Origin of the sequence: Citrobacter sp. U14242, from assembly GCF_046555775.1 — a bacterium.
Lineage (GTDB): Bacteria > Pseudomonadota > Gammaproteobacteria > Enterobacterales > Enterobacteriaceae > Citrobacter.
In genome coordinates, this window is record NZ_JBKGLW010000008.1 from 41,322 (window position 1) to 64,116 (window position 22,795).

The window sequence follows — 22,795 nt, forward strand, 5'->3', positions numbered from 1 at the left end:
AGGACTTCGGTCCTGTTTTTTTATATCCGCCAGCGGATTCTTGCGTCTTCAAAAAACACCCCTGCTTTTCGTCACTAACGGTTGGCATTTTGTAAATCTACCGTTAACCTGATAGCGGACTTCCCTTCTGTAACCACAATGGAACCTCGTCATGTTTGAGAACATTACCGCCGCTCCTGCCGACCCCATTTTGGGCCTGGCTGATTTGTTTCGTGCCGATGACCGCCCGGGGAAAATAAACCTCGGAATCGGTGTATATAAAGATGAGACAGGCAAAACGCCGGTATTGACCAGCGTAAAAAAAGCCGAGCAATATATTCTGGAAAATGAAACCACCAAAAACTATCTTGGCATTGACGGTATTCCAGAGTTTGGCCGCTGCACTCAGGAATTACTGTTTGGTAAAGAAAGTGCACTGATTAATGACAAACGCGCGCGTACAGCACAGACCCCTGGTGGTACGGGTGCCCTGCGTGTGGCCGCTGATTTCCTGGCAAAAAACACCAACGCAAAACGCGTGTGGGTCAGCAACCCAAGCTGGCCGAACCATAAGAGCGTATTTAACTCTGCTGGTCTGGAAGTGCGTGAATATAACTATTACGATGCGGCAAACCATTCACTGGACTTTGATGCGCTGCTGGCAAGCCTGGCTGAAGCACAAGCCGGCGACGTCGTATTATTCCACGGATGCTGCCATAATCCGACTGGTATTGACCCGACGCTGGAGCAATGGCAAACGCTGGCGCAGCTGTCTGTCGAAAAAGGTTGGTTACCACTGTTCGACTTCGCCTACCAGGGCTTTGCTCGTGGTCTGGAAGAAGATGCAGAAGGCCTGCGCGCATTCGCCGCGCTGCATAAAGAGCTGATTGTCGCCAGCTCCTATTCCAAAAACTTTGGTCTGTACAATGAGCGTGTCGGCGCCTGTACGCTGGTCGCTGCCAATGCAGAAACCGTTGACCGTGCCTTTAGCCAGATGAAATCAGTAATTCGTGCGAACTACTCCAACCCACCGGCACACGGTGCCTCAGTGGTCGCGACAATTCTGAGCAACGATGCGCTACGTGCTATCTGGGAACAGGAACTGACAGACATGCGCCAACGTATTCAGCGCATGCGTCTGCTGTTCGTCAACACGTTGCAGGAGAAAGGCGCAAACCGCGATTTCAGCTTTATCATCAAACAGAACGGTATGTTCTCATTCAGCGGCCTGACGAAAGAACAAGTTCTGCGTCTGCGTGAAGAGTTTGGTGTTTATGCTGTTGCTTCCGGACGCGTAAACGTAGCAGGAATGACGCCAGACAACATGGCGCCGTTATGCGAAGCGATTGTCGCTGTTTTGTAAGCGCACCTGAAAAGAGAAAGCCCGCACACTAGCGGGCTTTTTTTTGCCAGACGAAGGCTGGCGTCTTCTCCGGCCTACAGACTGGTTTTACCAAACCGGCATTTCATCCTGCAGGAACGGGTTATGCAACCGCTCGTAGCCCAGCGTAGAGACAGGTCCGTGACCCGGAATAAACGTCACGTCATCACCCAGCGGTAAGAGTTTACGTTTGATCGCGTCAATCAGTTGGCTGTGATCCCCACGCGGGAAATCACTGCGCCCGACGCCACCTTTGAAAATCACGTCGCCGGAAATCAGTAACTTTGATTGTTCATCGAAGAAAACGACATGCCCTGGCGTGTGACCCGGGCAATGTAACACCTGTAGGGTTACGTTGCCGACGCTAATCCGATCGCCTTCGTTTAACCAGCGATCAGGCGTCAGTGGTTCACAGTCACCCAATCCAAACATACGACTTTGCGCAGGCAGCCCCTGCAGCCAGAACTCATCTTCTTTTTCTGGCCCAATAACCGGTACACCGTAATGCTGTGCCAGTTCTGCTGCCGCCCCAACATGGTCAAGATGACCGTGGGTAAGCAGGATCTGCATGAGCGTCAGACCGCTGGCATCCACTTCCTGTTTGATTTTCTCGGCATCACCGCCGGGATCGACCAGTGCGGCCAGACGCGTCTGCTCACACCAGATTAGCGAGCAGTTCTGGGCGAATGCAGTGACCGGAATAATACGATAGTTCATACAGCTCCTGTTTCATTAAGCTTACGGATCACCAGTGCCGTGCAGGACCGGTGTCAATATGCACAAAGTTACTGCTGGGGTAGTATCCTACACCACCTGCGCGCATAGATAACGCAGCTTTGCGAATATTACTTAATGCGATGCCTTCAATATGGAAATCCATTGCCTGTCCTTTCGTGTGGTAGCTTTTCTTTGCCACACCACGACTACGTGCACGGAGTTCGTTATTGGTATCGATGGAGCGATAGCCGGAGATCAGTTGTACGGGTTTACGCGTACCCAGCAGTCCCTGCAGACGGAAGAGTTGATCAAACAATCCCGGGTCGATGGATTTCACTTTATTCGCCCGAAAGTCACGGAAAAAGTGATTAAGTTTTGCTAATTCGTCCTGAATATAGCCCCTGCCATCAAAAAACTCTGCTTTAATTGACTCACCGGTATGCAGGTTATTCAACGTCAATATACGCGGACGTGGGGTGGAGAGTGTTGCAAACGCAGGCGTAGGCAGGATGGCAGCGCCGAGGGCAATGCCACCAAGCGCCAGCAATTTGCGGCGATTAGCGTCAAATTTGTCCATGGTATTAAGGTCTACAGGTCAATGTTATCGTATGTATGCTCTAGCGCACGCGGGAAACCTTATCTGGCTAAGTAGTCCACGTCAAGGCTCCCAAACCCAGGAAATACGGGGCTTACAGCCATCCTGCCCCGTTTTCGTCATAACTTACGACAATCATTTTCCTCGAACTGCTTCATTTATCTGATTAATTGCTCAGCTTTCGACATGATTTGTGCGCTGGATCGCGCTGTCTGATCGTAATTGTAAATATCTGTTCGATACTGCGTACGTCCATCGCTTCCCACAAAGGCGGTCAGATAGTACAGGTTGACCGGAATATTCTGGCGAATATTTACATATCGCGTATCCCCTTGCTTCAGGGCATCCGAGATGCGTGTATCATTCCAGCCAGCATCCTGCAGCAGCATATTCGCCAGTTCCGAGGCCTTATTCACGCGCACACAGCCAGAACTTAGCGCCCGTGTATCCTTCTGGAACAAATTATGGTTTGGCGTATCGTGCAGATAAATGGCGTCAGAACTCGGCATGTTGAATTTATAGCGACCCAGCGAATTACGCGCGCCCGGTGCCTGCTGGAAGCGGAATGGCAGATTCGACGCGGTGATTGTGGCCCAGTCAACCTGCCACGGATCTATCGTCTCTTTGCTGTTCCAGCCGCGCATTACAGTATACCCGTGACGCTCAAGGTACCCCGGATCGTTCCACAATTTAGGCAGTATATCCTTACGCGCCAGCGTCGGTGGCACGTTCCACGGTGGGTTTACAACCACGTTATTCAACGCACTACTCATCATCGGCGTTTTACGATCGGGACGTCCGACGATAACACGGGAAGCCAGCACCTGATTGCCATTCTGGTAATACACCAACGAGTACGCGGGAATATTCACCATGATGCCGGTAGACAACTCACTCGGCAGCAGGCGCAAACGCTGAATATTAAGCGCCAGCACGCCTGCGCGCTGAGCAGGCGTGACATTCAGCCAGTCACGTGTTGCAGGACCAATCGTGCCATCGGCCCCAAGCCCCTGCCATGTCTGAAAACGTTTCACCGCGTCAACAAGTTCGCGATCGTAGGCGCTGCGCCCTTCTTTGGCAGACGTGCTGACACCGGCATTCAGCATCCCGGTGCGGCGCAGAATTTCGCGCAGCGCCGGGATATCATTACTCCACTCACCGGGGCGCAGCGTCGTGGTACTGGTTAATCGTGGCCAGGGTCGCGAATCCCCCACCAGCTTCAGCAACGACTCATGCATCGCAGCATACTGTGGATGCTGAGGTGTAAGGCTGGTGATAAATGAAGTTAGCTGACCATTGTCCAGCGCCACTTGCCATTGATTAACAACGGAGAGCGGTGGCGTTACCAGTGCATAAGGCTTATCGCTATAGAGCCAGCGGCTACCTTTGACGGGGATATTGGCAATGAAGTGGAGATAGCCCATCATCGCATCAGAAAGAACGGTATCACGTGCCAGGCCAGTGACTGCCGGGTCAGTCAGTAACGCGACCCAGGCGTTAAACTGCGGCTGAAAACCGGCAATAGCCACCTCGGCTAACTGTTGTTGAAAGGCTTTTACCGCATCACGATTTTCCCACATCGGTTTCATTTCGCGTGCGGCATACAGCAATTCCAGCTGGCTCAGATAGACCGGCGTATAGCCTGCTGGTAGTTGAGATTGCAATTCAGCGCGGACTTTGTCCACAGATGTGCCATTGGGCAGAGGCTGAATTCCCGCCATCACACCCGTCGCGTAAGATTGTACCTGCGGTTGAGATAACGCTGTAGGTTGTTCGCTGACGGCAGCAGAGCTGTCGCCAGGAATCATTTCAGGCTCATCAGCCTGCGCATTGAACAGTGGAGCGAATGTTACGGCCAGGCACAAACTGATTGCCGACAGCCGACGACCACACATTTTATTAAGCAACATCCCTTGCCCCCTGTTTTCTTTATCATACTTAAATAGCCAGACCGCCTGTATTATCCCGACTGTTTCGGGGCGGGCCTGTAAAACGCCAATACACTCTGAAGTATGACGAGCAAGCCCGGTGACGCGTCAGGCTTACCTTCAGTATATAAACATCAAATCGTTTTTGCCTAACCTAATGTAAAGAAGTCTAAAGAAATTACATCAGGTATCATGTGCATATCGGTGACTAGTCCTGATATAAGTTGACAGTTTTCTGTCTGTAAAACGCCTGATGAACATCATCGGGCGTTTTGTATTTCAGGGCCAGGTGCGGCCGCTCATGGTTATAGATTGCCACGGATTCTTTTACCATTTCCCGCGCCTGCGCCAGGTCTGCAGGGCGCGAGAGTAAAAATTCATTTTTCAGGATCCCGTTTACCCGCTCAGCCAGCGCATTCTGGTAGCAGTCATAACCATCGGTCATTGAACAGGTTATTCCGTTTCTTTCATGAACTGACTGATAAAGTACCGAACAGTATTGCAGTCCTCTGTCAGAGTGATGTACCAGCGGACCTGTCGTTTTTCTCCGCCTCAGCGCCTGTCTGAACGCTTTTACCACGTTTTCTGTCTGCAGGTTTTCCCCGACATGGTAACCCATGATTTTTCTGGAACAGGCATCCGTGACCAGACTCAGATAAGCTGTACCGCTGCGCAGAGGAAGGTAAGTAATATCGGCGACCCAGACCTGTTCTGGCTCAAGGGCAGTAACCTGTTCACGACCGGGTTTCAGCAGATTAGGATGCCGGTAAAAGCGATGATGGCTGTTAGTGGTTTTGTGATATGCCCGTTTCACTGGCACCAGAAGCCGGTATTCATCCAGCAGGTTAAACAGACGGTCTCGTCCGATATTCAGCCGTTTATCGGCCTGAGTATTCAGCAGATAGTGCAGTTTACGCGTGCCGATTCGCGGCTGACGACACCTGACGCGGGCAACAAAATCAAGAATCTGAGCATGATTTTCCTGTCGTTTTCTGCGCCTTGTGTTGTCCTGATACCATGCCTGTCTGCTGTGCCCCAGGAACTGGCACACGCGTGTAACGGTTATTTTTGGGGCCGGACTTTGCGCGAGGACTTGCCGGGCCGCTTTTTTACGAGACTCACCCCGTAATCATTTTTCAGGACATTGATAACCGACTCAAAAAACTCAGCTTTCTGGTTTGCCAGCTCAAGCTGTTCTTCAAGTTCCCTGATTCTTTGCTCGGGTGTAAGTGGGACAGTCGTCTGAGCCACAGGCAGTTTCCTCTTCACCAGGTCAGGAAGTCCGGGGCTCCAGTCAAGGTGGCCATATTTACGCAGCCAGACAAGAACGGTGGAACGCCCCTGAATGCCATACCGCTGCTGGGCCTGCCTGTAGGCCATCTCGCCTTTTTCAACCTGCTCAACAACAGCTATTTTAAAGGATAGAGGATAATCGCGTTGGGTGCGTTTGAACTCAGTCATCATCACGTTCTCCGTATTTAAGTCAGGAACGTGTCAACGCTATTCAGGACGGGTCACGGAAAAGAAAAAGGCGGCTTTAGCGCCGCCTTTTTACTTAGCTTGCCTGCGAAGAGGCATCATCTATCCCGGGCAACGGCTCAGGTAACTGAGGGGCAAAACCACGCAGCCCCACCACATGAACGTGTTCGGTATTCTGGAAGACTTTACGCACCAGTTTGTAGGTTGTGCCTTTCTCCGGGCTAATGTTTTCCGGCGCTGCAATAATCAGCTGCATCTGCAAACGCTCGCACAGTTCAAACAGGGTTGCGATGGAGCGGGCATCAAGTCGTGCGGCTTCATCAAGGAACAACAGGCGGCATGGCGAGATATCTTTCCCACGCAGTCTGCGACCTTCATCTTCCCAGCTTTGTACAACCATCACGAGGATCGACATCCCGGTACCAATCGCTTCCCCCGTGGACAACGCGCCCGATTCGGCACGTAACCAACCGTCAGAACCACGGTTAACCTCAACTTCCATTTCCAGGTAGTTGCGGTAATCCAGCAGTTCTTCACCAATGGTTTGTGGCGTACGCTGCCCCATGTCGATCTGCGGATTCAGGCGCTGATACAGCTTCGCCAGTGCTTCCGAGAAGGTCAGACGGTTGCTGTTAAACAGATCCTGGTGCTGCTCGTGCTGCTCGGACAGGACATCCAACAAAGTAGCGTGCGTTTCTCGCACGTTTACGTTCAGACGAACGCTGTTTACCTGACCAAACGACACGCTTTGCAGACCCTGGTTCAACATACGAATACGGTTCTGCTCACGCTGGATAGTCTTACGGATGATGTTCGCCACGCTTCGCGAGCTGATAGCCAGCTTCTGCTCACGCGAGGTTAACTCTTCCGTCAGACGGCTCAATTCAATCTCCATCTGCTCGATGGCTTCAACCGGATCGTCTGTGCGAATAATATCCTGGCGAATACGTTCACGCAGATGCTGGTAGACCGCCACGAAGAACTGGATTTTACGTTCTGGTCGCTTGGGATCTTCAGACATGCGCAGCACATCGCGCAGATGCTCGTTATCCGCCACCGCCAGACGCAGTGCACCGAGCGCCTTATCCGACATCGAACGCAGCTCATCACCGGAAAGATAAGCCAGCTCACGACGGTGCAGACGACGCTCAACGCCGTTATCTTTTACCATCCGCATCACAGCACACCAGCCGGCTTTCGCGGTCACCACCTGCTCACGCATTTCATGGTAATCGCGCTCAAGCTTGCGCAATCTGCGAGTCAGGTTTTCCATCTCGGCTTCGCAGAAGGTTAGCGCTTTTTCCAGTTGATTACGGCGAGCGCGGTTATTACTGAGCTGCGCATGCAGTTCATCACGACGAATACGCGCACGTTCTTCTGCGCCGCTATCAGCACGAACGCCGATATCCTGCAGTTCGCGTTGTAAATCGTTCAGCAGCTCTTTCTTGGTGTCATAAGAGCTTTTCAGCGAGGCCATAACCTGATTGTACTGGCTCAACTGCGCGGCATGGCTGCGCAAAGCTTCACGAGCACGGGTACGTTCAGCTTCGGCGTGTTCCAGACGCTCACGCAGTTTCTCATTCAGATCGCTGTTACCGCTGAGCATTTCGGCGGAGTCGGAATAACTAAAATGCGCCCGACGCTGAACGACTTCAGTTAGTGCAAAGGCCTGCTGACGCGCATCACGCTGCATCTGCTGAGAATACGCGTAGTCTTCTTTCAGTTGCTCAAACTGCTCTGGGTCATTTTGCAGAACGGAAACCATCGGTTCCAGTTTGGCCAGCTGATTACCATGTTGTTGAATAAAACGCGCCGCTTCCTGAGCTTCATCCAGGCGTTCGCGAATTTCGTCCACGCGATCGGCTAATGTGTCATCCGCCAGCAAATTTAAACGCGGCAGCAGACGGTTCAGTGCAGAAACACCTTCTTTCGCTTGTTCAAACTGCGTACGGCTTTGCTGGTTATCATTTTCATGGTTGGTGAGCGCACGTTCGAGTTCAACGCGACGGCTGTTCAACTGACGAATTTCAGCTTCTGGATCGGCCTCAAACGCTACCGACAGATGGCTGCCGATAAAGCGACTAAATGCCTGATGCAGACGCTGTGTTTTCTGTACGTCAAATGAAAGCGTCGCAAAACGTTCAGACAGCCCCTCACGCTCAGCGTGCAGCGTTTCGATACGGCTTTCACGCGCGGCACGACCAAAAATCGGCACCGTTGGGAAGCGGGAGTAACGCCACTGGCGCTCGGCGGTTTTCACCACCACCGCTTTTTCAAGTTCATCGACGCTGAAGACGCTGTCATCAAACGACTGCGGGTCCCCTTCGATGAAGTAGAGATCTTCAGGGCAATCCGTCAGCCCTTCAAGTTGCTCAGTAATTAGCGACAGATCCGGCACCACGATAGCATGTCGCGAAGGGCCATACAGTGCAGAGAAGTACGGCGCATCTTCGAGGCTAACATCGTCATAGATTTCAGACAGCAGCACGCCGCCGAAACGCTCTGCCAGTGCGTTCAGACGCTGATCTTCCGCCCCGCCCGGCTGGCTTAGACGTTCAATCTCTTCATCAACTGCATTTTTACGCGCGCCGACTTCATCGCGTTCAACAATGGCCTCACGCTCACGTTCCAGCAACTGTTGCAGATACTCCGTTACATCCTGGCTGGACGTAAATTCTTCACCGCACTGTTCGCTCAGTTGGTTGAGGCTATTTTGCGCAGCCAGCCAGACCGGAGCTCGTTGCATCAAATGCTGAATGCGGGATTGCAGCTGTTCCTGTTCCTGACGCAGCGCCATTCGCTGTTCGCTGGCAGACGATACGCTATCTGACAAGGCGGCAATACGCGCTTCCAGCTCCTGATGCAGAGCCTCAAGCTCATCGATATCGAAATGCTTACCCTGACGCTTACAAAATTCAGCCAGCAGACGCTCGGCTTCCTGCTGTTCGCGCAGACGCTGTTCCAGCTCGCTCAGACGCATGCGCAATGGCTGAACTTGTTCCGCCAGATGACGCTGTTCAACGCCTTCGCGCAGCAGCTCACGTGCGACGCCCCAGGCATCACCACGCGCCAATGGACCATTAATAGCCGCCACCAGCTGATAAGCCTGCTCGAACTGGCTGTGCGCAGTTTGCGCCACGCTCATTTTTTGTTCCAGCGTCAGCAACTTCTCGGTCGCTTCCTGCTCTTTGGCCTGGAAGGTTTCCAGCCATTCAGCGGCACTGTCTGCGGTAAGATCCGGTAAATGGCAAAGCGCTTTGGCTCGGCTCAGTGCCTGAATCGCCTGAGTATACTGGATGGCTCGCGTTTGCTGGACGTCCAGCGCTTGCTGGTAATCGGCCAACTGGCTTTTCAGCTCATCCACTTCCAGCTCGGCGGCTTCCGCACGGGCTTCATTTTCATCCTGACGATCGGCAGCTTCTGCCACGACTTCATTTTGTTCTTCGAGGCGAATCTGCAACTCTTCAAGATCCGCTTCGTAACGTTCAATCTTTTCCTGCTGACGCAGCGCAGTTTGCACCAGATTGAGGTGATCGCTTGCCGCCTGATAATCAGCTTCAAGATCGCCTTCCGCACCGTTATGCTCACCCAGCTCGCGCGCCATATCCACGTGCTTATACTGCTCAGCCGCTAACTGCTGGCGCGAAGTGTACAGTTCACGACGATATTCCAGCGCTTTGTCGAGATGAATACGACGTTCATTAGCGTGGCGCATATAATCTGCTGCCACATAGTTAGTCGCTTCGCTGATCAAATGCTTAAACAGGTCACGATCTGACTGGGTGACGCGAATGGCTTCCAGCGTCATGCGGTTTTCACGCAACGCCGCTTCCATATCCTGGAACGCTTTACGCACACCGCTGTTTTCTGGCAGCAGGTAATCGCGCAGTGAGCGAGTAATGGCGCTGGAGATACCGCCGTACAATGAGGCTTCAATCAGGCGATAGAATTTACTACGGTCGGACGCAGAGCGCAGACGACGGGCAATGATGCCCAAATCGAACATCAACGAGTGATAATCGGTGATTGAGTTAAATTGCTTAAACTGCACACCTTCCATCTCATCAAGCTTCTCTTTCAGCTCCGCGAGAGACAGAACGCGAGCCTGGCGTTCGTTCAGGGTTTCCGTAACCAGTTGGGTTGGTTGCACCGACATCGGCAACCCCTGAATCGCAAACGGCTTGATGTCCACTTTACGATCGCGCCCGGCAACCTGCTGCAGACGCACGCCAACGACCACACGCTGATGCCGCGAGTTGAGCACATCAAGCATCGAGTAACAGACACCTGCTTTCAGCTTTCCGTGCAGACCTTTATCGCGTGAGCCGCTGGTTGCACCAGCTTCGGTGGTATTACGAAAATGCAGCAGGGTTAAATCCGGGATAAGCGCTGTAACGAATGCCGCCATGGTAGTGGATTTACCCGCCCCGTTCCCACCCGACAGCGTGGTAACCAGCTCATCAAGGTCAAACGTACGAGCAAAAAAACCATTCCAGTTAATCAGCGTAAGTGAGCGAAATTTACCGCGTTCAATCATTATTCTTCCTCTCCACTGTCCGGCTGATTATCTTCTGGCTCATCATTGAGCTGCAGGCGGTTCTCGACCGACATCGCCTCACCATCACGAATTAAGCGACGCTGCGCTTCGCGTGGATCGTCGCCGCTGCGCACATCCGCGCCAAAACGGAACACGGACTCCGTAATACGGAATTTGCTGCTGTCATGGCCCATAAACCACACCATGCCTAAACGGCGCAGGCGGTTAAGTGAAGAACGCACCTTTTCCTGTAGTTTCTGGCGGTCAACGTCTGAACCGGTTGAACGGTTGTTCACTAGCTTCAGCAATTTGGCTTCATCAGCCAGCGTTAGCAGCTCGTCGTACAGTTCTTGCTGGGTAAAGATCCCTTCATTCGCCAGACGTTCCGGGCTGAGATAGAGATAGCAAAGAATTTTACCGACCATCATGTCCAGTTCAGACAAGACCGAGCGCGGAATAAGCGTGGTTGAACGCGGGCGTAGATAGAAGAACCCCTCCGGTGCACGAATCAATTCCACGTTATAGCGGCTGTAAAACTCTTCAAAATATTCCTGAAAATCCATCAGGAAGGCATGATTATCCAGTTCATCCAGGCCGATATGGCGACCCGAACGTAAGGCGCTATCCAGCGCCGGAAATAACGGATTCGCCAGCGCCTGCGCCAGCTTGACCGGCATCACTTGTTCAATATTTGTCAATGACATGCGCCTGTACCTTGGCTCCGTAATCATTAATCGGCTGCCATTTGGCTGGCAGTCCGGTGAAGTCTGCTTGCGCTACGCCAAGACGTACCGCCTGATCGATAACAATACGCGCAACGTCGAAGTGACGCGCACGTGGGTATTGCGCCAGATACTCGCGCACGACCAATCCGAGATCCAGTGGCGTTTGTCTGGATTTATAGATAGCCAACTGTTCTTCGATAATTGCCGCCAGCTGTTCGCGGATCTCATTAAATTCTTCATATTCAAGATCGGCAGGCAACTCACCGGTGACTTCTTCATCACGCAGTACCATCTCTTCGTCACGCATATCCAGCAGACGATCGGCATTGGCATAGGTCAACGCCCACGGATCGTCAAAATAGCTCTGGACAGACTGACGTAAACGCTGTGCAAAGACGCGATTTTTGTCCATATCAATAGCGGTACGGATAAACTTGTGCACGTGTCGATCGTAGCCGATCCACAAATCGATGGATTGCTGACCCCAACTGATAATACGGTCGAGCTTGCTTTGCAGGTCGAACACCAGCCTGTCGACGAAATGCAAATCGTCATGTGCCATCGTCGCATCCTGAATGCGTAACAGGTTCGCCTGGAGCTTATCGCCTGCGGCTTCCAGCGTATCCTGCAGCTCACGCAGCGTACCAGACGTTTCAGACAACAGCATTTCACAGCTGGAAATTGCCGCCCGCCAGTCTTTGTTCAGCAACTGGGCGATATCGTCTTTTACCTGCTGCTGCTGCTCATCCATAATGCGCTGAGTCAAATCGATACTGTCGAAAATTTCCGCTACCGAATACTTCAATGGCGCATAGACGTTGCGGTGCCAGTGAAATTCATCACCACCTTCCGCGGCGGCATCTGCCGCGCGCTTCAGCTCACCAGCAACAATCGACAACTGCATCGACAAACGCAATGTAGAGAATTCGCGCTGGCGGATATAGTAATCCGTGATGCCAATCCCCAGCGGCGTTAAACGATAAATAGCGTTACCTTCCGCCTGCTCGCTGGTAAAGCGGTTCAGCAGACGTTGACGTACCATGTCGTTAATCGCGTTATTGGCGCGAACACCGATGGTTTCGCTGGTTTGCTCAAACGCATCACTCACATGGCGGAACGCATCCACCAGTTCGCCTTCGCTCATCTCACCGTCAAGTCGCTCACCGTTCAGCGTGGCGACCGCCAGCAGGAACGAAAGTCTGTCTACCGGCAGAGAGATGGAGAAGTCATTTTTTCTGGCCCAGGCAACCAGTTCGGGGACTGTCTGGGAAAATTCACTCATAGGTTATCCTTGCATCTGCGGTTTGCGCGCGGTGACATGAATATAGCGGCCAAGGCTAATATACGGCTCCTGGCGGCAATAGCGCGTTTCTAACTCAAGTAACATTTCATAACCGTCACGCTGTTGATGCTTATCTCGCAGATAATCATGAAACACGCGTACGCCTGTCTTACCGGTTATCTGCCAACCGATCTCTTCCAGCCACTGATAAACCTGTCCGGGTTCACGCGGATAGTCTGGTGAAAGCGTACGTTTTTTACGTTTTGGCATCCCAACCTGCACATAGTCAAAATTCCCTGCGACCATGTTGTGCATCAGCAGACCGTTAGCATTGTAGAACATTAACGATAACGCGCCGCCGGGACGTAATACCGACCACAGGGTTTGCAGCACGCAAACCGGTTCGGCCACCCATTCCAGCACAGCATGAAACAATATCAGATCAACCGGGCTTTCCAAATGCGCAGCAACATCCTGAGCGGCGCATTGTATGAAATGCATGTTTCCGCTCACACCTTTTGCCTCTGCTGCCTGTTGCGCACGGGTGATCATCTCACCGGACAGGTCGCATAATGTCACGAAGTGACCGCGCTCCGCCATTTTGATGGCCGTTTGCCCTTCGCCCCCCCCGGCATCCAGAATATGTAATTTCTGTTCACCGAGCGTGGGCAGTAAGCGATCCAAATCCTGCCAAAGAATAGCCTGTCTTAATTGACCTTTGGTGGTGCCGTAAATGTTACGGGAAAACTTCTCTGCAATGTCATCAAAATTGCGATCCCGCATCGGGCTCTCCACTGGCTGGCTTTAGGGCGACTAAGTAAAACCGCTATTTTGTCACACCCACGCCGAGAATGAACCTTCCTGGTGTAATATCGCTGCAGATCCCCTGCTGTATGGTTAAAAAAGGAACCAAAAAGGATGCTTTTTACGCTGAAGAAAGTGATTGGCGGTATGATGCTGCCACTTCCGTTGATGCTGATTGTGATGGGCATCGGCCTGGGATTGATCTGGTTTAGCCGCTTTCAGAAAACGGGGAAAGTGTGTATCAGCCTGAGTTGGCTCGCACTGTTACTGCTTAGCCTGCAACCTGTCGCCGATCGCCTGCTGAAACCGCTTGAGGACAGTTATCCTACCTGGCAGGATACGCAAAAAGTGCACTATATCGTGGTGCTGGGTGGGGGGTACACCTGGAATCCGCAGTGGGCACCGAGTTCTAACCTCATCAGTAATAGTCTTCCGCGTCTGAATGAAGGTATTCGTTTGTGGCGGGCGAATCCCGGATCAAAGCTGATTTTTACCGGCGCTGCCGCGAAAACCAATAACGTCAGCACGGCCGAAGTCGGTGCTCGCGTGGCGCAGTCGCTGGGCGTTCCCCGCAGCGAGATCATTACGCTGGATAAACCCAAAGATACCGAAGAAGAAGCGACTGCAGTAAAACAGGCTATTGGCGATGCGCCGTTCCTGCTGGTGACATCCGCATCGCACTTGCCGCGTGCGATGATTTTCTTCCAGCAGGCTGGACTGCATCCTTTGCCAGCCCCCGCTAATCAACTGGCCATCGATTCACCGCTCAATCCGTGGGAGCGAGCAATTCCTTCACCTGTCTGGCTGATGCATAGCGATCGTGTTGGTTACGAAACGTTAGGGCGCATCTGGCAGTGGCTGAAGGGATCGTCAGGCGAGCCACGGCAGCAATGATTTTGTTGCAAGATCAAAATTGGAACGACTGAAACGCCCGGTATTGACCAGCTGCGCAACTTCATCCCACAACACATATAGCCAGCGCCGCCAGATAAATGATTCTGCCACCGGCGCGCGTTGTAAATATTGCCACAACAGGCTTTCCGCCAGCGCATTGTCCATCAAGCGGAACAATTCATACTCTCTCGGCGCCCACAGCATTAAGCCAGGTCCCACCATTGCCAGAAGTTGATCGCTACGGGCATCTTTGAGCATACTGCGTAAACTGAAATTACCGTGGATCAGAACGCAATTATCATTAAAGCCTTCAAACAAGGCGGGTAAGCATTCCCGGGTACGAAACAAAATCCGCTTGTCCTGCATCGTCAGTCCGGTGTTGTTGAACTGGTTTAACGTGCTCCATAGCACTTCAACACGCTGCCGATACCAGGATGGCCAGAGGTTCTCTTGCGTATTGTCCACCGCCCCCACACAGCCACGACTGTCCTGACGGTGCCACGATAACAAGCCTTCCACGATCTGATCTTTTAAATGCTCCCAGCGTTCCGGGGTTCGGGCAGGCGCTTCTACCGGCACACCGCGTAAACGCTCAAGCAACAGGACATCAGGGCCGGGATGCTCTTCGTGCGTTAAGACCCCATAAATGACTGGCATACGTACCGTCCCGCTGCGTGCCAGCATAGTGGTTTTCCATGCTAACTGCTGCGCCATCCCCGGTGTGGTGAAACTTCTCGCCATCAGTGGCATCGGATTTCCCTGGCTGTCATACAGTGACCACAGGGCCGTATCCACTTTTTCATTTACGCATTCAATACGACTGAGTTTTTCACCCAGCAGATGGCTGAGTTCGGCACGCAACTGTTCCATTTCAGATTGCCCTCATAAATGCTACTGCTTTCATAATGAGCGTCGTGCAGACAGATGTCACCCGGATGAGATCAATTGATGAAAAGAAAAGTGGAGGAAAAGCGTAACGATACGATACGCCTCCCAAAAATACGCGTCATACTTCAAGCTGCAGGTGAGTAAAGCCTCCTGCAACTTAAATTATTCAGCGTATCTTGATGGAGAATCGTGAGAAAAACTAACGCATCTCAGCGCGAACACGCTCAAGATCTTCAGCGGTATCAACCCCTGTGCCAGGAACTTCCTTAGCAACGGCGACGTGAATTTTTTCGCCGTACCACAGCACACGCAGTTGCTCCAGCATTTCAATATGCTCAAGCGGACTCGGTTGCCAGTTTACATAGCGGCGAATAAATCCGGCGCGATAACCGTAAATGCCCAGGTGACGCAGGAAGGTATTGCCCACCGTTTCGAGGCTTTTGGCAAAACGGTCGCGATCCCATGGGATCGTCGCACGGGAAAAATAGAGTGCATAGCCTTCGGCATCCAGCACAACTTTTACCGCATTCGGATTAAACGCTTCTTCCGCACTATGAATGGGGGCTGCCAGCGTCGCCATTCCAACCTGACGTTGCGCCAGATTTTCTGCCACCTGACGAATAATGACCGCAGGGATCATCGGCTCATCACCCTGTACGTTCACGATAACAGTATCATCGCTAAAACCACATTTCTCGACAACTTCCGCCAGGCGCTCCGTACCAGACTGGTGATCGGCACGTGTCATGCACACTTCGCCACCCACCGCTTCTACCGCACGAGCGACATCTTCATGATCGGTGGCAACAATAATACGCTCAGCGCCAGATTCACGCGCACGCTCCAGCACATGCACAATCATGGGCTTGCCGTTGATATCCAGCAGCGGCTTACCCGGCAAACGTGTGGACGCATAACGCGCAGGAATAATGACCACAAAACTCATGATTTACTCTCATCAGCAGTCAGAACGCGGGCTTCGGTTTCCAGCAAAACGGGAATACCATCGCGCAGTGGGAAAGCAAGGTTATCCAGTTTACAAATCAGTTCCTGTTTTTCCTGGTTAAACCAGAGTTTTCCATTGCATACCGGGCAGGCAATGATTTCAAGCAGACGATGATCCATAGTTCCTCCAGATGGACCGGATTGTGAATCCGTAAATATTAACATAATCAATTAAGAGGCTGGGTCTATTTCCCAACCGTGCCGAGAGTCAGCAAATAAACCGTCCGGGCAATTCCCCAATGTCACTCGCGTCGCCTGCTGCCAGCGAGCAAAATCACTGATAGCCTGGAGCAAACCTTTTTGCAGCATCCCCCCGGGCCTGACGCCATCCTGTAACCACAGTGAAATGACTTCCAGCACACCGGTTTTACGGTGCATTTTGGCATCTATACGTCCAACCAACTGGCCGCGATGCAGCAGAGGTAAGACAAAATAGCCATACTGACGTTTGGCCGCTGGCGTATAGCATTCCAGTCGGTAGTTAAAATCAAACAGCTGTTCAGCCCGTTTACGATCCCAGATCACCGGATCAAACGGGGATAAAACAGCGCTGTGAGTGGCAGTCAACTTTCCTGCTAACGCAAGTTCCAGTTGCGGCTGAAGGTTGCTATGCAGCCACAGGGTGCCCAGCCCTTCTACATCAACAGGAATTATATGTCGCTGTTCCCTTCGCATATCGCACCAGTTTTTTAACGCCGGACGCTTCAGTCGATAGTAGTCCGCCAACCACTGCTCACGGAAAATACCCAAACTACGAGCGCTATTATCCAGCATCACAATTTCGGCTTCATCCTGCGACAGCCGGTCACGCTCGTCATCCCAATGAGGCATGACGCGATGCGTTAAATCATACACTCGCTGAAAATTACGCCGTTCCACCACCATCACTTTCCCGGATGTAAAAAGCCCTTCCAGATGCCGCTTTTGTGGTTTCCATTCCCACCAGCCGCTGGCCCCCTTACGTGGATGCTCAAAATCGGCTGAACGTACCGGCCCGTTATGCTGGATATGCTGTAACAGTTGCTCAATCTCATGCGCATGTTCTTTCATCCACGCCGCTTTGTATTTCCAGCCCATTTTTTCCGGAGCCAACATACGATGGCGTATCAGCATAAAGTCGCTGCGCGGTAAAAAACAGGCTTCATGCGCCCAGTACTCCATCAGTTCGCCCTGCCGTAAGGAGTCATCGAGCCATTGGGGAGAATAGTCGCCCAAACGGCTAAACAGCACCAGATAGGGACTGCGCGCGACAATGTTGATGGTATCGATTTGCAATAAGGACATGCGAGAAATGGTCGCCAGAATATCCGCCGGCGTTGCCCGACGACGTGTTTTTTTCAGCAGACCCTGTGCAGCAAGGTGAAGATGACGGGCATCCGTCAAAGAAAGGTGCGGCAACGACATTTATGGCCTCATAAATGATTCGCTGCCGCAGCTTGAATCTGTTAGCGAGTCAGCGAGATTAAGCTATCCAGCAACACATCAGGTCGTTCGCCTGACAGATGTGCGTCAACGGGTAAATACCACCAGTTATCATCGGCAAATGCGCGGCATTTCACGGCATCTTTTTCCGTCATCACCAGCGTTTGTCCTGCGGCCACCAACGCACTGACGTCACTGTAGGTCAGAGACTGATGGTCCGCCAGTGCGACACATTTTTGTGGCCTGGCGCCACATGCCTCAAGCGTGGCAAAAAAACGTGGTGGATGGCCGATACCCGCCATGGCGACGATATCAGGCAGTTGCGCGACATCGCGGCGTTCACCGGTACGTAAATTAACGGCCAGCCCCGGCTCAAGATGCATGGGAATTTCACCCGGTCGCGCAACGCCGCCATTAACGATCGTGGCATCCACCGATTTCAGCCGACCAGCACGTTCACGCATTGGACCCGCAGGAAGCCACCAGCCGTTACCAAACCGACGCACACCGTCAATCACCACGATTTCAACATCACGTGCCAGACGATAGTGCTGTAACCCATCGTCCGTCACAATAATCTGCACGTCATGATGAGCAAGGATCGCTTTTACCGCATCCGATCTTACCGGAGAAACCGCTACGGGTACGCCAGTACGCTGAAAGATAAGCACAGGCTCATCCCCCGCTTCTGCGGTAGTGGTGTCTGCCGTTAGCAATAGCGGATAAGTCGCGGCTTTCCCGCCATAACCGCGAGACACCACCCCCACACGAATACCGCGTTGCTGCAACCGTTCAACCAGCCAGATGACTACCGGTGTTTTACCATTGCCGCCTGCGGTAAGATTACCGACCACCACCACCGGGACTGGCGCGCGCCACGCACGTTTAAGCCCAAGCTTGTAGCATAGACGGATCCCTCCACTCACCAGGCCATACAGCCAGGAAAGTGGCAGCAATAATCGCCATAACGGCGATTCACCGGACCAGATACGAGCGATCATTGACCAAATTGCATTTTATGTAATTGCGCATAAACCCCACGCTGCTCAAGCAGTTCGCTATGGGTTCCGCGCTCAACAATCAGCCCGTCTTCCACCACGATGATCTCGTCCGCCTGTTCAATGGTAGAAAGACGGTGAGCAATGACCAGAGAGGTACGGTTTTTCTGTAACTCATCAAGTGCAGACTGAATCGCGCGTTCGGATTCGGTATCCAGCGCCGACGTAGCCTCATCGAGGATCAGGATCGGACTGTCGCGCAGCAAGGCGCGAGCGATGGCGATACGCTGGCGCTGACCACCTGAAAGCAGCACACCGTTTTCGCCAATCACCGTATCCAGACCATCATCCATCTTGTTGATGAAATCCATGGCGTAGGCCATCTGTGCAGCTTTTTCGATCTGCTCACGGCTATACATATCGGTACGCGCGTAGGCGATATTGTTGGCAACCGTATCGTTGAACAGGTGAACGTTCTGCGATACCAGGGCCACCTGATCGCGCAGAGATGACAGGGTATATTCACGCAGGTCGTGCCCATCCATCAGAATCTGCCCTTCATCGATATCGTAGAAGCGCGTGATCAGGCTGGCGATCGTGGATTTACCAGAACCAGAACGCCCAACCAGGGCAACGGTTTTGCCCGCCGGGATATTCAGGTTGATATTACGTAACGCGGGAATGTCACGGCCTGGGTAGGTAAAGGTCACATTACGGAACTCCAGATCGCCGGAAGCGCGCTCAATGACGCGTTTACCCTCATCTTTCTCTTGTTCGCTATCCAGAATCGTAAATAAGGTCTGGCATGCCGCCATACCGCGCTGGAACTGTGCATTGACGTTAGTCAGTGACTTCAGCGGACGCATCAGGGCGATCATTGAAGAGAAGACAACTGTAATTGTCCCTGCTGTCAGGTTTTCCATCACGCTTGGGAAACTGGCCGCATATAACACGAAGGCCAAAGCCAGAGAAGCGATCAACTGGATGATAGGATCGGAGATAGAAGAGGCAGAAACCATCTTCATACCCTGCAAACGCATCTTGTTGCTGACTTTATCAAAACGCTTGGTTTCAACTTCCTGACCACCAAAAATCAACACTTCTTTGTGGCCTTTCAGCATCTGCTCTGCACTGGTGGTCACCTGTCCCATGGTGTTTTGCATATTTTTACTGATGCTACGAAAACGCCTGGAGACCACGCGAATGGCCACCGACACGATAGGCGCCAGCACAATCAGGATCAATGACAACTGCCAACTGTAGTAGAACATCATGATAAACAGGCCAATAATTGAGGCCCCTTCACGTACCACAGTGATCAATGCGCCTGAAGACGAAGACGCGACCTGCTCTGAATCATAGGTAATACGAGACAGCAGCGTACCGGTAGACTGTTTATCAAAAAAGGCGACGGGCATGCCCATCATATGACCGAACAAGCGGCGGCGCATGGTCATGACCACTTTGCCTGACACCCATGAAATACAGTAGCTGGAGACATAGCTCGTAATACCACGAACTATCATCAGCCCAATGACCACCAGCGGCATCCACAGCAGCACAGAGCGATCAGTTTTACCAAAACCATCATCCAGTAATGGTTTGAGGAGCGATAACATGAAGGTATCGCTGGCCGCGTTAAGGACTAACGCTATACCCGCCACGATCAGACCCGATTTAAAAGGCGCTATGGTTGGCCATAGTCGGCGAAACGTCTGCCACGTAGAGAGATCTTTATCGTTATGCATTCAAAAAACCAGCATTTGTTAGAATAGCCGCATATTCTACCCGTTATCCTCCAACACGCCAAACCACTGATGATACCAACGGGGTAAAATCTGATCCCGTAAGCTGCGTATTCGCCAACTTTTCTGATAAACATCCAGCGTGATTTGCCCCTGGTGGGGGGTGTCCAGCCACTGATAATTTTGTTGCCGGTAACGCTGTCGGACTTTCCATGACGGTAGACGCCAGGCATTGTAGCGGGATGCAGAGGCTATTGCGGCCTGTCCGCCAATGCGTTGAATCAGCGCCAGTGAGGATGAAGTGTTACTACCATGGTGTGGAACCTGCACAAACGTAGCCTGCAGATACTGCCAGTAGTGACTTAGCATTTTCTGTTCAGCGGGGGATTCAATATCACCTGTCAGAAGAATACTCTGATGTCCGTCATCCACTTTTACCACACAGGAATGGTTATTCCCCTGCTCTTTATTTCCACTCACTGGCCAATGTGCGCTAAATGTTAATCCCTGCCACTGCCAGCGCTCCCCGCGAAAACAAGGGAGATGGCCTTTCCAGCCCAACGGACTTCTAATCCACAGCGACGGCCAGGCTTGCTGTAGTGATTGCAGCCCTCCCCGATGATCCAAATGTTCGTGGCTTAGAATTACCCCTTGCGGTTCCAGGTTGTGCCAACGTAGCCAGGGAATGATCAACTGCTGCGCACTATCGCCCTCGGGCCAGGCCAACCCGGTATCATAGAGAATCGCTTTGCCATTACGGGCAATCACCATTGCCAGCCCCTGCCCTACATCCAGCATATGTACCTGCCACAAATCAGCGCGGGGTGTTCTCCAGAACGGTCCACTCAATAACAAAAGCCCGGTAAAACAGACAACCGGTAGCGTTTTCCAGGCATTTAATCGCCATGCAATAAGCATCAGCCATGGGGACAGCGCAAGCCATTGCCAACGTCCATCAATGTTGATCCATCCTTCCGGTAAACTATTGAGTCCCCAAAATAACAGGGCCAGAGAACGGTCAGCGAAATACCACAGCCCCGCCTCAATCATCACCTGACCGGTTAAATGCACGACCATCCCCGCTAATATCAGGGGAACTGAAACAAATGTGACCAGCGGTACCGCAAATAAATTGGCCAGGAATGAGGTCAGGCTAATACCGTGAAATAATGCGATTTGGACAGGCAGAAGCAGCACCGTGATACCCAACTGAAGATGAGCAAGCGCCAGTACTGCACGCCCTATACGTGGGAGTGGCCAGTACGGCATCGGCATCCACTGATACCAGAATATCAGCGCCGCTACGGCGAAAGCAGACAACCACAGGCTTTGTGAAAGCACCGCGACCGGATCCACGACCACAATTGCTGCCAGGCAGGTAATCCAGACCGCCCATCCACTCCACTGCCTGCCGCTTAGTTTTAGTCCCCCCCATACCATTAGCGCGGTAACTGTGCGTAATGCCGGTGGTTGCAGCCCCGTCAGCCAGGCATAAAATGCAGCGCAGAGCACGCCCCCGACTAGCGGAGCCTGCCAGCAGATCCAGCGTGCCGGCATTAAAAATTGTCCACCACGTATCAGTCCGCCAGCGAGGAGTGCGGCAAAAGCAATATGCAGCCCGGAAATGGCCATCAAATGTGCTGTTCCGGTATCACGCATTATATTTTTTACCGCCTGCGATACAAAGACACGTTCCCCCATCCCCAGCCCCAGTATGACTTGCTGCCAGGGATAGGCGGCAAGCGTCGTATTTAGCGAGGAGAGATAACGTGCACGCAGACTGCATTGCGGTGTAATCACTGAGGCCTGCAGAAAACGCCCCGTCAGCGACTGATGCTGTGCCAAGGCATAGCGCTGGCTATCAAATCCACCTTCATTCAGTTGCCCATGCACAGCGCGAACTTTCAACGTCATCGCCCATGTCTGACCTGCGCAAACATCGCCGGGTAAGTACTGCCCATACAGTACGACGCCAACGGCAGGAAATATCCGTCTCCCCTGAAGGTGTGTAATCTGACCGTAGTGCGTGGTCATATTGTCAGTCCCGGTTATTTGAACGATAGCCTGCTGCGTTTTGGCCGGGAGCGTATCGCCAGCCCAGATAACCTCCTTCGCTGCCAGTATTCCCCACAGGAAAAACAGCAGGACTAATCCGGCGTAATGCATATATTGATGAGGAATGAGACAAAGCAGACATGCCAGGCCAAATACAAGGCTGATACACAGCATGTCAGGTAATACGGGTAATATCGTCAGCGGGAGAATGCCGCATAACGCACACGTACTGATTGTTGTTATTTTCATATGACACCTCCCTGTGACAGGGAGTGTGCAGGACAACTCAGCAGATGTCTGGCAACCATTTACCGGTAAACGAGGTGCATTCCGCTGTTATTTAACTGCGGATGTAACATAC

At 52.4% G+C, this 22,795-nt stretch carries 17 protein-coding genes; 2 read left to right on the plus strand and 15 right to left on the minus strand.

The genetic code is table 11. The features are described 5' to 3' along the window. Positions 1 to 151 precede the first annotated feature (151 nt). The gene (aspC, locus tag ACLJXE_RS14365; RefSeq protein WP_286628203.1) at positions 152 to 1,342 is read left to right on the plus strand and encodes an aspartate transaminase; all 1,191 of its coding nucleotides are present in this window, start codon (positions 152 to 154) and stop codon (positions 1,340 to 1,342) included. Between the two features lie 87 nt (positions 1,343 to 1,429). Here aspC and ACLJXE_RS14370 read toward each other — a convergent pair whose 3' ends face one another. The 8 genes from ACLJXE_RS14370 to cmoM form a co-directional block, all read right to left on the minus strand. Further along, positions 1,430 to 2,077 (minus strand): MBL fold metallo-hydrolase, encoded by a 648-nt coding sequence (locus ACLJXE_RS14370; RefSeq protein ID WP_286628204.1) that lies wholly within the window; start codon positions 2,075 to 2,077, stop codon positions 1,430 to 1,432. Positions 2,078 to 2,105: 28 nt separating this feature from the next. Then, complete coding sequence (locus tag ACLJXE_RS14375) at positions 2,106 to 2,654, minus strand: YcbK family protein (RefSeq protein WP_003831948.1); 549 nt, start codon at positions 2,652 to 2,654, stop codon at positions 2,106 to 2,108. Positions 2,655 to 2,830: 176 nt separating this feature from the next. After that, positions 2,831 to 4,582 (minus strand): L,D-transpeptidase, encoded by a 1,752-nt coding sequence (ldtD, locus tag ACLJXE_RS14380; protein ID WP_410751233.1) that lies wholly within the window; start codon positions 4,580 to 4,582, stop codon positions 2,831 to 2,833. Between the two features lie 226 nt (positions 4,583 to 4,808). Next, a protein-coding gene (locus tag ACLJXE_RS14385) for an IS3 family transposase (RefSeq protein ID WP_410751234.1) occupies positions 4,809 to 6,064 on the minus strand; the annotation gives its coding sequence in 2 pieces (ribosomal slippage) (positions 4,809 to 5,713 and positions 5,713 to 6,064; 1,257 coding nt in all). A gap of 91 nt (positions 6,065 to 6,155) precedes the next feature. Next, positions 6,156 to 10,616, minus strand: coding sequence for a chromosome partition protein MukB (gene mukB, locus ACLJXE_RS14390; RefSeq protein WP_410751235.1), 4,461 nt, complete (start codon positions 10,614 to 10,616; stop codon positions 6,156 to 6,158). Further along, positions 10,616 to 11,320: a chromosome partition protein MukE gene (gene mukE, locus ACLJXE_RS14395; RefSeq protein WP_286628207.1), complete on the minus strand. Its 705-nt coding sequence runs from the start codon at positions 11,318 to 11,320 to the stop codon at positions 10,616 to 10,618. Before mukE ends, mukB begins: the two co-directional genes overlap by 1 nt. Then, on the minus strand, positions 11,301 to 12,623 hold the full coding sequence (gene mukF, locus ACLJXE_RS14400; RefSeq protein ID WP_048212134.1) for a chromosome partition protein MukF: 1,323 nt from the start codon (positions 12,621 to 12,623) through the stop codon (positions 11,301 to 11,303). Before mukF ends, mukE begins: the two co-directional genes overlap by 20 nt. A gap of 3 nt (positions 12,624 to 12,626) precedes the next feature. Continuing rightward, complete coding sequence (gene cmoM / locus ACLJXE_RS14405) at positions 12,627 to 13,406, minus strand: tRNA uridine 5-oxyacetic acid(34) methyltransferase CmoM (RefSeq protein WP_410751236.1); 780 nt, start codon at positions 13,404 to 13,406, stop codon at positions 12,627 to 12,629. A gap of 135 nt (positions 13,407 to 13,541) precedes the next feature. Between cmoM and elyC the strand changes: the two genes are divergently transcribed. Beyond that, a complete protein-coding gene (gene elyC / locus ACLJXE_RS14410; protein WP_410751237.1) occupies positions 13,542 to 14,321 on the plus strand; it encodes an envelope biogenesis factor ElyC in 780 nt (259 codons plus the stop codon). On the opposite strand, the gene ACLJXE_RS14415 is transcribed toward elyC, so the two are convergent. The 7 genes from ACLJXE_RS14415 to ACLJXE_RS14445 all read right to left on the minus strand — a co-directional run bounded on the left by ACLJXE_RS14415 (position 14,298) and on the right by ACLJXE_RS14445 (position 22,683). Then, positions 14,298 to 15,191 carry a YcbJ family phosphotransferase gene (locus ACLJXE_RS14415; protein ID WP_137382824.1) on the minus strand — a complete coding sequence of 298 codons (894 nt, stop codon included), beginning with the start codon at positions 15,189 to 15,191 and terminating at the stop codon, positions 14,298 to 14,300. The genes elyC and ACLJXE_RS14415 overlap by 24 nt on opposite strands. Positions 15,192 to 15,408: 217 nt before the next feature. Further along, positions 15,409 to 16,155, minus strand: a complete 747-nt coding sequence (kdsB, locus tag ACLJXE_RS14420) for a 3-deoxy-manno-octulosonate cytidylyltransferase (RefSeq protein ID WP_286628210.1) — start codon at positions 16,153 to 16,155, stop codon at positions 15,409 to 15,411. Then, complete coding sequence (gene ycaR, locus ACLJXE_RS14425; protein ID WP_003035793.1) at positions 16,152 to 16,334, minus strand: protein YcaR; 183 nt, start codon at positions 16,332 to 16,334, stop codon at positions 16,152 to 16,154. Before ycaR ends, kdsB begins: the two co-directional genes overlap by 4 nt. Before the next feature lie 51 nt (positions 16,335 to 16,385). Beyond that, positions 16,386 to 17,618, minus strand: a complete 1,233-nt coding sequence (locus tag ACLJXE_RS14430) for a winged helix-turn-helix domain-containing protein (protein ID WP_410751238.1) — start codon at positions 17,616 to 17,618, stop codon at positions 16,386 to 16,388. A 41-nt stretch (positions 17,619 to 17,659) separates the two neighbouring features. Beyond that, complete coding sequence (gene lpxK / locus ACLJXE_RS14435) at positions 17,660 to 18,637, minus strand: tetraacyldisaccharide 4'-kinase (protein ID WP_286628212.1); 978 nt, start codon at positions 18,635 to 18,637, stop codon at positions 17,660 to 17,662. Then, the gene (gene msbA, locus ACLJXE_RS14440; protein ID WP_040231807.1) at positions 18,634 to 20,382 is read right to left on the minus strand and encodes a lipid A ABC transporter ATP-binding protein/permease MsbA; all 1,749 of its coding nucleotides are present in this window, start codon (positions 20,380 to 20,382) and stop codon (positions 18,634 to 18,636) included. Before msbA ends, lpxK begins: the two co-directional genes overlap by 4 nt. 36 nt (positions 20,383 to 20,418) lie before the next feature. Next, positions 20,419 to 22,683: a ComEC family protein gene (locus tag ACLJXE_RS14445; RefSeq protein ID WP_410751239.1), complete on the minus strand. Its 2,265-nt coding sequence runs from the start codon at positions 22,681 to 22,683 to the stop codon at positions 20,419 to 20,421. Positions 22,684 to 22,795 lie beyond the last annotated feature (112 nt).